We start from the raw sequence: 12186 nt of genomic DNA on the forward strand, positions 1-12186 counted from the left end.
GTTATGCCGATGAGTGCCGCTGAAATCGAACGCACGATTCTTGCAGCAATCCCGGATGCTGAAATTACGATCCAGGACCTTGCTGGAGACGGCGATCATTATGCCTGCACGGTCGTCAGTGAAGCCTTTCAGGGGCTTTCGCGTGTACGACAGCACAAACTGGTTTATGATGCGTTCGGAAGCCGAATGGGCACAGAGCTTCACGCAATGGCTCTCAAAACCCTGACCCCTTGAACTGCGAGGGAATCATTCCCTTCTGAAGTGACTGCTGACAGTGGGAGAGGGGCTGCCCCCCTCTCTTCTGCCCATAAGAGGAAAACCTAATGTCCGAGACCGTGTTCCAGCACATCCAGAACCTGATCGACGCAAACCCGGTCATGTTGTTCATGAAGGGTGACAAGCTCTTCCCACAGTGCGGCTTCTCTGCACGCGTTGTGCAGATCCTGACGCATCTTGGTGTTCCGTTCGAGACCTGCAACATTCTTGAAAGCGCTGAACTCCGTCAGGGCATCAAGGATTTCTCCCAGTGGCCGACCGTTCCTCAGCTCTACGTCAAGGGTGAGTTCGTCGGTGGCTGCGATATCGTCACGGACATGTACCAGAGCGGCGAACTTGAAACGCTGCTGACTGAAAAGGGAATCGCTACGGCAAATGCCTGATCTGTTAATTCCGGCCTGTAAAATGGCCGGAATTCAACACTCTGCAAGGTCTGCGACCGCCACAATTCAGCCATGTTGCGCCCAAAAATGGCAAGACCTTGATTTTTTCTAAAACTTACCCAAACGGGGTTGTCGAACTCTGCGTTTACGTCATACGGTGAACTCATCAGAACAGGGATGGGATCACATCAATGGCGCGACAGTGGGCTGGCCGAATTGCTCTCGGCATTATGGGAGTTGGACTTTGCATGGGAGCCGGAAAAGCTCATGCCCGTGCAGCCATTACCGATTTTGAAGCCAGCAAGCTGACATTCGACGCTCTGACGGCCACGCCAGTCTATCACCGCCCTGTTGTTCATTTCGCTCGCCACTCTGCAAGCCACTCCGTGGCATGGAGCGGGCATCGCGCTGTGATCCGGAACGTGGCTTACCGTCCGCATGCTTCTGTTGCGACGGCAGCTCATCGTCATACACGCAGCCGCCGTACCTGATCTTTATGTGAGGCGTAGCGCATCCATGATGCGTCTCGCCTGTCCCGTGTGATCGACGACAATAACGTCGAATCGCGTATTGGGGCGACACCATTCGGGTCTGGTTTCCAGAATATAACCGAATGACGCCATCAGGCGTTCTGCCTGACGAGAAGCCAGAGCCTCTGCGCCATCTCGAAGCGTAGAGCGGCTTTTGACTTCCACCCCAATGATCCAGTTCTCATCCGCGACCAGAAGATCAATCTCGCCATAGGGTGTTCTGAGCCTCTGAGCCAGAATGTCCAGCCCTGCCTCCACCATATGGCGTTTAGCGATCTCCTCGGCGTTCAGGCCACCGTAATATGCCTGAACGCCTTTCGCGCGACGGTTAATCAGTGCTCTTCTTTCAGAAGGCGGGCAGCATCAATCGCAAAATACGTCAGGATGCCGTTACAGCCAGCACGCTTGAAAGCGATCAGACTTTCCATGATGGTACGATCCCGCTCAAGCCAGCCATTCTGAATAGCGCCAGCCAACATCGCGTATTCACCTGACACTTGGTAGGCAAAGGTCGGCACCGAGAAACGGTCACGAATACGGCGAATAATGTCCAGATAGGGCATTCCCGGCTTGACCATAATCATATCGGCCCCTTCACGAATATCCTGCTCAACTTCACGCAGAGCTTCATCCGAATTGGCCGGGTCCATCTGGTAGGTTTTCTTGTCACCCGTCAGAAGGCCACCCGATCCCAGCGCATCACGGAAAGGACCGTAGAAAGCGGAAGCATATTTTGCCGTGTAGGCCATGATGCGGACGGTCTCGAAGCCGTTGGCATCAAGCGTCTCGCGGATTGCCTGCACACGACCATCCATCATGTCAGACGGCGCAATAATATCGTTTCCAGCGCGGGCCTGATTGAGCGCCTGCTGCCGCAGGATCTCGACAGACTCGTCATTCAGAATGCGGCCATCCTTGATAACACCGTCATGGCCGTGATCCGTGTAGGGATCGAGCGCCACGTCACCGATGACACCAAGCTCCGGAAAGGCTTCCTTGATGACGCGGGATGCGCGGCACATCAGATTGTCCGGGTTCAAGGCTTCAGTACCCGTTGCATCACGCAGTTCGACTGGCGTGATCGGGAAGATGGCAACAGCCGGAATACCAAGTTCAACAGCCGGGCGGACATGTTCTACCAGATTGTCGAGGCTGACGCGCTCAACACCAGGCATGGAGGACACTTTCTGGCGCTGATTTTCGCCTTCACAAACGAAAATCGGCCAGATCAGGTCATCGACGTGCAGTCGATTTTCCTGAACCAGCCGACGTGTAAAGGCATCGTGGCGATTACGCCGCGGGCGGAAGAGGGGGAATGATGCATTCGTCATGCCCCCGATCATGCTCCTATATTTTTGATCTGGAAAGCAGGCTGTGACGTACTCCGTAACAGAAATAGATTGCCAACCCGATCACGAGCCATACCACCAGCCGAACCCAGGTCAGCAGGTCCAGAGACACCATGACGGCACCGCAGGACAGCACGCCCAGAACCGGAATGATCGGGCCACCTGGCACACGAAAGAGACGTGGCGCCTGAGGTTCCCGCATCCGCAAAAGCGGAACGCCAACGCAGACGATGATGAATGCAAGCAGGGTTCCAATGGATGTCATGTTGCCCAATTCACCAATAGGCAACACGGCTGTCAGAACACTTGTCAGCGCAGCAAAACAGAGATGGGAGGTCCACGGCGTATGGGTGCGTGTGTTCAGCTTCGCAAAAACTTTCGGAAGCAGGCCGTCATGTGACATCGCCAGAAATACGCGTGCCTGCCCTAGAAGCAGCCCAAACAGAACAGAAACATACCCGACAGTAATCCCCAGCTTCACAAGACTGGCGAGCCAGGGCGCACCCGCAGCATCAATCGCGGTTGCAACCGGGCTTGGATCATTCGCCATGCCTTTATAGTTCACAACGCCCGTCAGAACCGCCGAGAACACAGCATAGACGACACCACAGATCAGCAGGCTTCCTATAATCCCCACGGGAATGTCCCGAGCCGGGTTTTTGCTGTCCTGCGCGGTAGTGGAGACGATATCGAATCCCAGATAGGCAAAGAAGGCCATCCCCGCGGCACGCATCACGCCAGAGAAGCCAAAATGCCCGAAGGTGCCATCGTTTGGTGGGATATAGGGATGGTAATTGGCCAGCTTGATATGCGGAATGCAGAACACCAGCACCAACGCAATCACTGTCAACTTTATCACCACGATGGCATTGTTCACGGCAGCGGACTGGCTGACACCGCGCATCAGCAACGCCGTCACGACCCAGATAGCCAGAACCGCTGGGAAATTGAACCAGGCGCTGACGACTGACCCGTCCGAAAGTGTCACGGGCGTCATGGGCGTAGCCAGAAGCCTCGGATCAATCGTGATTCCCCAACCCGAGAGCAAGGAGGCCACATAGCCGGACCAGCTTGAGGCGACAGCAGCAGCCCCCACTGTATATTCCAGCACAAGATCCCAGCCGATGATCCAGGCGATCAACTCCCCCATGGATGCATAGGCATAAGAATACGCCGACCCGCCCGACGGGATCATACCAGCCAGTTCGCCGTAACAGAGGCCGGCAAAGCCACAGGCGAGGGCAGCAATAAGATAGGACAGCGTGACGGCAGGGCCTGCATTTTGGCCTGCTGCAACGCCTGTCAGCGAGAACAGGCCAGCACCAATGGTCACACCGACGCCAAGTGCGATCAGATGCCAGGGGCCAAGAACACGTTTCAGGCCTGTATTGTCAGACGCAGCGGAAGACACAGGCTTGGTCCGCCAGAGCGGATTGGTCATGAAAGATCCTCGTTGGAAACACGGATTGTTTTTGCCGACGCGCGCATTCTGCGGTAGTGACGGGGCGAACTCACCCTGGAGAATGGACCACGATGTCGGAACACGCCAGCCAGTCCACGCTGAATCCTTTTTTCCACGCGCCTCTGAAAGAGGCTGATGCCGAAGTTGCCGCAATTCTGAATGACGAACTGACCCGTCAGCAGGATGGTATCGAGCTGATCGCGTCCGAGAACATGGCCTCTTTTGCCGTGATGGAAGCGCAGGGCTCTGTTCTGACCAACAAGTACGCTGAAGGCCTTCCGGGCAAGCGCTACTATGGTGGCTGCGTTGACGTGGACCGCGTTGAAACCCTCGCCATCGAACGCCTTAAAAAGCTGTTCGGCGCAGAATTTGCAAACGTGCAGCCTCATTCCGGCGCCAATGCCAATCAGGCAGCCTTCATGGCAATGGCAAAGCCGGGCGACACCATTCTGGGTCTGAGCCTCGCGGCTGGCGGACATCTGACCCACGGTGCAGCTCCGAACTATTCCGGCAAATGGTTTAACGCCGTTCAGTATGGTGTGCGCGCGCAGGACGGCCTGATCGATTACGATCAGATGGAAGAGCTTGCCCGCGAGCACAAGCCGAAAATCATCGTCGCCGGCAGCTCCGCCTATCCGCGCGTCATCGATTTCCCGCGCTTCCGGAAGATCGCTGACGAAGTTGGTGCTTATCTGATGGTGGACATGGCGCATTTTGCCGGTCTGGTCGCAGCTGGCCTGTATCCGAGCCCGCTTCCGTACGCGGACATCGTGACGTCCACGACCCACAAGACGCTACGCGGCCCCCGTGGTGGCATCATCCTGACGAACAGCGCAGAGCTGGCCAAGAAGGTTAACTCTGCCGTATTCCCGGGTCTTCAGGGCGGCCCACTGATGCATGTCATCGCTGGTAAGGCCGTAGCTTTCGGTGAGGCTCTGAAGGATGATTTCCGCGACTATCAGAAGCGCGTTGTCGCCAATGCCAAGGCACTGGCAGATGAACTTCAGCTACGTGGATTCGACATCGTGACGGGTGGCACGGACAGCCATCTAGTGCTGGTTGATCTTCGCCCCAAGAAGGTAACGGGCAAGCTTGCGGAAGAGATTCTAGAGCGCGCTGGCATCACGGCCAACAAAAACGCCATTCCATTCGATCCGGAAAAGCCGTTCGTCACGTCCGGCATTCGTCTGGGCAGCCCAGCTGCAACGGCACGTGGTTTCGGTGAAGAAGAATTCCGCACCATTGCCCGCATGATGGACGAAGTTCTGACGGCAGCTCTGGAAGAGGGCGACGTCAATGACACGACCAACCGTGTCCATGAAGAAGTGAAGGCGCTCTGCCGTCGCTTCCCGATCTATGATCGCGCTTCCGCCTAAGCGTTGAGGTGGACTGCGGTGCGTCTCGCCAGGCGCACCGCAAGCTGCCCCAGTCTGGGGCGCAAATTCGGGACGATCAGTAAACACTTGTCATAAGGTGTGCAGATCAGATCATGACCGTCCCTAGCAATAACGGTTCCCGCATTCGGGATGCAGGTATTGCCAACCCATGGCTCCACAAATCTAAAGTCTGCGCTTCGCGCCAGAACATTATCCGTCACGACGGCCATCTCTGCGGGCTGCTTCGTATCCGTTTCGCGTCCCTGAAAATGAATCCGCATCGCGTCTTTCAGAAAACGCTCGGAAACCTTCACCATCATATCCACGGTTTCTGGTCGCCAGTGCAGACCGGCTTCCAGAAGGCAGGCACGGCCGGTCCCTCCAACCGCCATAAATCGGGAATACTCGACGAGACGGGAGCCACCTTGATGCCCCAGATCCGTCACAACCAACGCTGCAGGCTGCTCTTCGGAAGCCAGAACACAGGCAAAATCACTGGAGCGCCGTCGCGGAGGCACAATAAAGACGGGCTCAGACGGCCATAGTGTAGAATGAAGATCCAGCAGCAGGTCCGCACGTTCAATAAAAGGTAAAATTTGTCGAGCTCGATCCAGTTCACTGGACCGTTCACTACTGTTCAGTCGTGACGGATGCCAAAGACGGTTCAGATCCTCGGTCAGATACCGAGAGGCCATCGGCGCGGTTGAATCGAAGCAACCAAATGCTGTCAGATTCGCAAGAATCAGAGTTAGTCGTCCGACGCGCGGAACCGGGTTGTTTCGACGAAGGGTTTCGAGAGCGTGGCCGCCTGCATATTCGTTACCGTGTACCATGCCGACAATGACAAGGTCCGGGCCGTTCAAACCGGAATCAAAAATCTGTACACCAGGAATGCCAGAGGCCGTATTACGCCAGGCAGAAAGGTCCGGAGCCTTCAGACACAAATCCAGAGGATAAACCGGACGGCCACATCCAGGCAGGTCTTCCGTCAAGCGAGGCTGACGGACCCTGATCGGATGATGTCTCTGACCAGCCTTGCAACTCATGCTGTTCCGCTCACCCTCCGTGCAAAGTCCCGCAGTGCTTTCCCACAACGCTCCAGTTGTTCTCTGGCAATAAATTCATCCGGTCGATGAGCCTGCGCGATGTCGCCCGGTCCACAGACAATGCTGTCCATCCCACCCCTTTGATAGATGCCAGCTTCGGTGCCGTAGGAAACCACGCCAGGAGTGTTTCGACCAGTGATCTGACAGGTCATCTCAGTCAGAGGATGATCCGCAGGTAATGCGAGAGGAGGGAGGTCTACCAACTGGAGATAGCTGATACCGCCCTCGGGATTGTCCTTTCTAAGATCCTCATCCAGAGGCGCCAGAGCCTCCTTAAGCTTCTCAAACTCTTCGGCGCCTTCATCGCCCGGTACGTTTCGCCACTCCACGTCGAACTGCGCCTGTTCGGGGATGATATTAAGGATACTCCCTCCTGAAGCCAACCCGACCTGCATGGTGGTGTAAGAAGGGGTGAAACCCTCAATTTTACGGCCTTTAAGAGCGAACCAGTCAGCTTCATCTGCACATAAAGCAATAGCCCGTCCCATCGCATGCAGTGCGTTTCGACCAGCTTCCGGAAGGGAGGAGTGACCGGGCTTTCCCTTCAGTTGGACGCGAACAGCAAAACGACCCTTATGGGCAATCACAGGGCTCATCATGGTCGGCTCGCCGACGACACAAAGCTTAGGCAGACGGCCGGCACGACGGATATCCGCAATCAGATATCGTGCGCCATCGCAGGTAATTTCTTCATCACACGTGAAGAGGAGATGAACCGGCTTGGGAAGCTCCATGACCTTGAGATCAGGAACAGCGGCCAGCATACAGGCTACATATCCCTTCATGTCTGCAGCACCACGCCCGTAAAGCAGCCCATTCTCCTCACGAAGAACAAACGGATCAGAGGACCAGTCCTGCCCATCAACAGGAACGCAGTCCACATGCCCTGCGAACGCTATGCCACCAGCAGTCTGCGGGCCGATGATGGCATGAAGATTCCATTTCCCCTCATCTCCACCCGGATAACGAACGAAAGAGACCTCATGGAACACGAGGTATGCCTCAATCCATTCGATGATCGGCAGGTTGGACCGGCTGCTCGTTGTATCAAACGATATCAATGCCGAAAGAATCGTTTCCAAGGTGAGGGAAATGGGTCGCTGATCCGTCATAGATTGTACTGTAAGCACGTTCCTCATCTCTCACCATAGGCACTTTGAAAGGGGAGAGGATGACGATGTGTGCGCCCGCAACATGTTGTAAAAAATGAGACACGAAAATTGTGGTTTTAGTTTCCAACAATTTCCGACTCTTTCCAAAAACGCCTTGAAGGAACTTCTGTGAGTCGCAGTGCGGGCCTCTCTATTTTTCACAGAATGTGGCGAAAACTTCCCCAGCAACAGAGACGGCGTTTCTTTGCGTGGGCAACAGCGGGCGTGACGCCCGGCGTCAAAGCCAGTTACCCTCGACACGCCGCTGGTGTCATCATCGCAGGTGAATTCAGTCGAGGCTCCGGTCTGGGAGAGGGGGCACGCCTTATGGTGGCAGCTCTTCGCAAACTCGGCATTCTCTGTGCCACATGGGACATTGAGACACACCGACTGGATGGAGACTCTGTCGGTCCTGGCGCACCGCTGATCGTACATGTGAACGCACCGATGTTTCCCGCCGTATTGCTCAGAATGCCGCGTACACTCCGAACCGGGCGAAAAATTATTGGTTACTGGGCCTGGGAGCTTCCGGTCGTGCCTGACACATGGACGCACGCACGGCGGCATGTTCATGAAATCTGGGCGCCATCCCGCTTCACGGCTGATGCACTGGTTTCGCTGGGGCGTCCGGTAAGGGTTGTGGAACATCCCGTAGGCCTTGTGGGACAGGCCCCCTCTACACGAGATAGGGCATTCTTCGGATTACCAGAAAAAGCCGTTACGGTTCTTGTCTCGTTCAATCTGGCGTCCAGCATGGTGCGCAAAAACCCGATTGATACGATTGCTGCGTTCCGTGAAGCATTCGGAGATCGTCAGGACAGGGTTCTGATTCTGAAAATCAGCCATATAGACCATTACCCTGAGGATATGGCCGCCATTCGGAGCGCCGTTAACGGCGCTTCCAATATCCAGATAGAGACACATCTTTACAACGGGGCCGATCGCCTAGCCCTGATGCGATGCTGCGATATCGTGCTGTCCCTGCATCGCAGTGAAGGTTTCGGCCTTGTCGTGGCCGAAGCGATGGCTCTGGGGCGATGCGTGATTGCAACCGACTGGTCTGCCACAGCAGAATTTATGGACAGCACCTGCGGGCTTCCTGTCGATTACAACCTCATCCCCGCCCATGACCCCCGAGGCGTGCTGGACATGCCGCAGACATGCTGGGCGCTCCCGGACAGACAAGCGGCTGTACAAGCCCTTCGTCTGGCAGCGGACCATCCTGATCTTCGGGCTCGCCTTGGAACTGCGGCTCAGGAACGCGTTGCAAAGCATCTTGACGGAACCAGCCTTCTGAAAGCCATCCACGCGGCAGGAGTTGAAGCGTGGCGATAAAGACTGTCCTTGTCTGGCAATGGGGCAAAAGAGGAGCAGGACCACGCATTGCGGTCGACCTCGCCAATGGGCTGACAGCGTTACCAGACGTCTCCGTGAGATTGTGCCTGTCAGAAGAAGCAGAGATTCTTCACAGCTATCATGCTCCACAGGATGCTCTGATGCTCTGATGCTCAAAGCCTACAGATCCGCCTTTGGGCTGTTCGGCAGGTTTCTTCAGGCCCCACTGATCATCTCAAAGCTGTTCCTGCTGATGCTTCGGAACAAGCCCGACGTCGCCATCTGCGCGATGCCAGCCCCGCTTGATGTTCTGATGGCTCATGCTCTCCGCAGAGCAGACGTCAAGGTCGTGACAATTGTTCATGACGCCAGGACACATCCGGGAGACGGTTATCCGTTTCAGATGTTTCTGCAAAAGGCGCTTATCAGCCAGTCGTCCCTTCTGGTGACTTTCAGCCAGCACGTTGCCACGGTGCTGTCGGGGGATGCCATCTGTCGCGGGAAACCCGTAGTCTCCCTGTTACATCCACCCTTCGTGGGAACAGAGGCACCTCTGCCTTTCAGTCATGGCGAAAAACCCAGACTGCTGATGTTCGGGCGCTTGCTCCCCTACAAGGGTCTTGACCTTCTGGCCGACGCCCTCCCTCAACTCGAAATCGCAGTAGATTGCAGAGTGATCGGAAGAGGCCCTCAAAGCCCGGAGCTGCTTCGTTTATCTGGAATGAAGGGCGTAATCGTCGAAAACCGGTGGGTTCCGGAAGACGAACTGTCACAACTGATTGCCTGGGCAGACGTACTGCTTCTTCCCTACCGGGAAGCATCGCAAAGCGGTGTCGGCGCCATGGCCATTGCGGGCGGGCGGTATGTGGTGGCTACTAATGTTGGCGGACTGTCTGAACAGTTCTCCGAACATTCCCAGGCCATGCTCTGCGAGCCTGACCCAGCGTCCATCGCAAGAACCATCGCTCAACTTCTCAACGCTCCACCCCCTGTCGCCCCGGTCCCTGACAGCGCTAAAGCATGGCAGGACCTGGGGCAGAAAATCCTCAGTGTCGCGGGTTAAGTATCGAGAGCGTCTTCCGTTGCAATGCGGATGCGATAGCCAATGTGCTTCTCGATATCACGAAGGGACAGGCGTTCGTCGATATTGATGAGCGAGAAGGCGGCCCCCTTCTTGCCAGCACGGGCTGTACGCCCAATGCGGTGAACATAAGCTTCCGGCGTCTCGGGCATATCCATGTTGATCACGAGATCCACATCGGAAATATCCAGCCCCCGGGACGCAATATCCGTCGTGACCAACACTGGAACGCGCCCCTGACGAAACAGATCCAGCGCCTTGTTTCGCGCGCCCTGCGTCCGATCTCCGTGCAGGGTTTCAGACTTGATGTCGTGCTTGCGCAGAACCCTCGCCAATAGATCAACATTCGCCTTCGTGCGGGTAAACACCATACTCCGCCCCGGAGAACGCTCCAGAATACGAGCTACCGTCTCAGGCTTGTCTTCCTTTTCCACGAACATCGCACGCTGGCGGATCTTCTTGGGCGTGAACGTCTCTGCAGCCACCTCAACCCGAACAGGATCACGCGTCACACGCTTGGCCAGATCCATGACTGGCTCCGGCAGCGTAGCGGAGCAGAAAACCGTCTGGGGCGGAACATCCGGGAAATAAGGCGTCAGAGCCGTCATGCTCTCGGAGAAATCTTCATCCAGAAGACGGTCAGCCTCATCCAGAACGAGATAGCTCAGGTACTCCAAAACCAGATCACCCTGCATCACAAGATCCAGCAAACGACCATGCGTCGCGACAACGATGTCAACGCCATCGACAATGGAACGAACCTGCTGTTCACGTGATGTTCCGCCACAGATCACACGCGTCTTCAGGGACAGGCGACGCCCTAACTGACGGCAGACCGAAGCCGTCTGCGCAGCCAGTTCACGCGTTGGCTCCAGAATCAGAGCACGCGGGCCGGGAGCACTTTCACCCTGTGAGAGGATCTGAAGCATGGGAAGGACAAAAGCAGCCGTTTTGCCGCTGCCCGTCTGGGATGCCACAAGAACATCGCGCCCCTTCAGCAAAGGCGGGATGGCCTGAACCTGAATCGTGCTGGGCCGCTTGTGCCCCACCTGTTCCAATGTGGCGAGAAGAGGCGGGATCAGCCCAAAAGCGGCAAAGCCGTCAGGAGTGTCAGTCGAGGGTGTTTCTGGCATCGTCATATGCGCTTCTTGCCAAATTTCTTCCGTTTCGGGAAATAGCTCTTTTTTCAGGAGGCCCGCCATGAAGGCAACAATCATCGCAGAAGACTTCGCCGGCATGCGGGCACAGGGGGCAGGGCTGGCCGAAAAGGCAGGTCTTGAGTGGGAGTTCCGGCCCGTTCTGATCCGCAAACCCTGGGGCCACTTTCCAGCCCGCTACTGGCCTTCTCCTTTGAAACGGATTGCTCCGATCAGCATTTCGCCTGATAGCCGCCTCATTATCAGCATTGGCGGAACGGGCGGGATTGTCGGGGCTGCTGTTGCCAGACGGGAAGGGCTACCGGTCGTCCAGATCCAGAACCCGAGAACAGCGCTGGCCAAGTTCGATCTTGTGATTGCGAACACCCATGATGGCATCATCGGCGAGAATGTTTTGATTTCTCGCAATGCGCTTCATCCCGTAACGCCGCACAAGCTGGAGGTCGCACGCGCCGCGTGGGAAGGCCGCCTGAAACTGGATAACAGACCACTCCTGTCCATCCTGATCGGCGGAACGAATGGACGTTTTTCTCTTGGAGCCGCCGAAGCAGCAGAAATGGCTGATGGACTGATCGCTTTCGCCAGCCGCACCGGGATGCAGGCCGTTCTGACACCATCCCGCAGAACGGATGACGCCGCGCTGGCTGTTCTGAAAGAAAAGCTCATCCCGGCGGGAATACGGATTCTGGAAGGGCAGGGCAACGATAACCCCTATCTGGGAATGCTGGCCTGCGCGGACGTCATTGCCGTCACGACAGACAGTGTCTCAATGATTTCGGAGGCCGCGGCGACGACCGCTCCGGTCATGATCCTGCCGCTGCCCGGCAAGTCCACCCGGATTGGGAGGTTTATCGAAACCCTTCAGGACGCCGGGCGTATCCGGCCCTTCAGCCCCGACCTTGAACCCTGGTCCGTCCACCCGCTTGACGACACCCCTGCTACGGCGAGAGAAATGCGCCAACGACTGAAGCTCTGAAAGG

Annotated in this window: 14 protein-coding genes; 8 read left to right on the forward strand and 6 right to left on the reverse strand. The window is 56.4% G+C overall.

All coding sequences use genetic code 11. The features are described 5' to 3' along the window. The first annotated feature begins 3 nt into the window (after positions 1-3). The 3 genes from J4P41_RS06960 (at position 4) to J4P41_RS06970 (ending at position 1150) form a co-directional block, all read left to right on the forward strand. The gene (locus J4P41_RS06960) at positions 4-234 is read left to right on the forward strand and encodes a BolA family protein (protein WP_023942351.1); all 231 of its coding nucleotides are present in this window, start codon (positions 4-6) and stop codon (positions 232-234) included. Between the two features lie 89 nt (positions 235-323). Continuing rightward, a complete protein-coding gene (gene grxD, locus J4P41_RS06965; protein WP_007281919.1) occupies positions 324-659 on the forward strand; it encodes a Grx4 family monothiol glutaredoxin in 336 nt (111 codons plus the stop codon). Between the two features lie 191 nt (positions 660-850). Beyond that, positions 851-1150: a hypothetical protein gene (locus J4P41_RS06970; protein ID WP_062025228.1), complete on the forward strand. Its 300-nt coding sequence runs from the start codon at positions 851-853 to the stop codon at positions 1148-1150. A gap of 3 nt (positions 1151-1153) precedes the next feature. Here the strand turns inward: J4P41_RS06970 and J4P41_RS06975 are convergent, their stop codons facing one another. The 3 genes from J4P41_RS06975 to J4P41_RS06985 are packed head-to-tail and all read right to left on the reverse strand — an operon-like array spanning position 1154 to position 3979. Further along, positions 1154-1525 (reverse strand): YraN family protein, encoded by a 372-nt coding sequence (locus J4P41_RS06975; RefSeq protein ID WP_426066643.1) that lies wholly within the window; start codon positions 1523-1525, stop codon positions 1154-1156. After that, complete coding sequence (gene hemB / locus J4P41_RS06980; RefSeq protein WP_167384232.1) at positions 1522-2520, reverse strand: porphobilinogen synthase; 999 nt, start codon at positions 2518-2520, stop codon at positions 1522-1524. The genes J4P41_RS06975 and hemB overlap by 4 nt, the downstream gene beginning before the upstream one ends. Positions 2521-2536: 16 nt before the next feature. Continuing rightward, a complete protein-coding gene (locus tag J4P41_RS06985; protein WP_426066553.1) occupies positions 2537-3979 on the reverse strand; it encodes an APC family permease in 1443 nt (480 codons plus the stop codon). Between the two features lie 92 nt (positions 3980-4071). Here J4P41_RS06985 and glyA point away from each other — a divergent pair, with 92 nt between their 5' ends. Next, entirely contained in the window at positions 4072-5376 is a 1305-nt protein-coding gene (gene glyA, locus J4P41_RS06990) for a serine hydroxymethyltransferase (RefSeq protein WP_010501708.1), read from the forward strand. On the opposite strand, the gene J4P41_RS06995 is transcribed toward glyA, so the two are convergent. Together J4P41_RS06995 and argE are read right to left on the reverse strand one after the other, a co-directional pair. Continuing rightward, positions 5373-6422, reverse strand: a complete 1050-nt coding sequence (locus J4P41_RS06995) for a hypothetical protein (RefSeq protein WP_426066554.1) — start codon at positions 6420-6422, stop codon at positions 5373-5375. The two genes, glyA and J4P41_RS06995, sit on opposite strands and share 4 nt — an antisense overlap. Further along, entirely contained in the window at positions 6419-7612 is a 1194-nt protein-coding gene (argE, locus tag J4P41_RS07000) for an acetylornithine deacetylase (protein WP_426066555.1), read from the reverse strand. The genes J4P41_RS06995 and argE overlap by 4 nt, the downstream gene beginning before the upstream one ends. Positions 7613-7798: 186 nt before the next feature. Between argE and J4P41_RS07005 the strand changes: the two genes are divergently transcribed. From J4P41_RS07005 to J4P41_RS07015, 3 genes are read left to right on the forward strand one after another with little or no spacing between them, the layout of a single operon-like run. Continuing rightward, positions 7799-8968 (forward strand): glycosyltransferase family 4 protein, encoded by a 1170-nt coding sequence (locus tag J4P41_RS07005; protein WP_426066644.1) that lies wholly within the window; start codon positions 7799-7801, stop codon positions 8966-8968. After that, positions 8959-9138: a hypothetical protein gene (locus tag J4P41_RS07010; RefSeq protein WP_426066556.1), complete on the forward strand. Its 180-nt coding sequence runs from the start codon at positions 8959-8961 to the stop codon at positions 9136-9138. Before J4P41_RS07005 ends, J4P41_RS07010 begins: the two co-directional genes overlap by 10 nt. Next, complete coding sequence (locus J4P41_RS07015; RefSeq protein ID WP_426066557.1) at positions 9138-10031, forward strand: glycosyltransferase family 4 protein; 894 nt, start codon at positions 9138-9140, stop codon at positions 10029-10031. Before J4P41_RS07010 ends, J4P41_RS07015 begins: the two co-directional genes overlap by 1 nt. Here J4P41_RS07015 and J4P41_RS07020 read toward each other — a convergent pair. Continuing rightward, positions 10028-11266, reverse strand: a complete 1239-nt coding sequence (locus tag J4P41_RS07020; RefSeq protein WP_426066558.1) for a DEAD/DEAH box helicase — start codon at positions 11264-11266, stop codon at positions 10028-10030. The two genes, J4P41_RS07015 and J4P41_RS07020, sit on opposite strands and share 4 nt — an antisense overlap. Between J4P41_RS07020 and J4P41_RS07025 the strand changes: the two genes are divergently transcribed. Further along, positions 11250-12182, forward strand: coding sequence for a mitochondrial fission ELM1 family protein (locus tag J4P41_RS07025; RefSeq protein WP_426066559.1), 933 nt, complete (start codon positions 11250-11252; stop codon positions 12180-12182). The two genes, J4P41_RS07020 and J4P41_RS07025, sit on opposite strands and share 17 nt — an antisense overlap. Positions 12183-12186: the final 4 nt, after the last annotated feature.

Source organism: Gluconobacter sp. NFX36 (genome assembly GCF_049887835.1).
Taxonomy (GTDB): Bacteria; Pseudomonadota; Alphaproteobacteria; order Acetobacterales; family Acetobacteraceae; genus Gluconobacter; species Gluconobacter japonicus_A.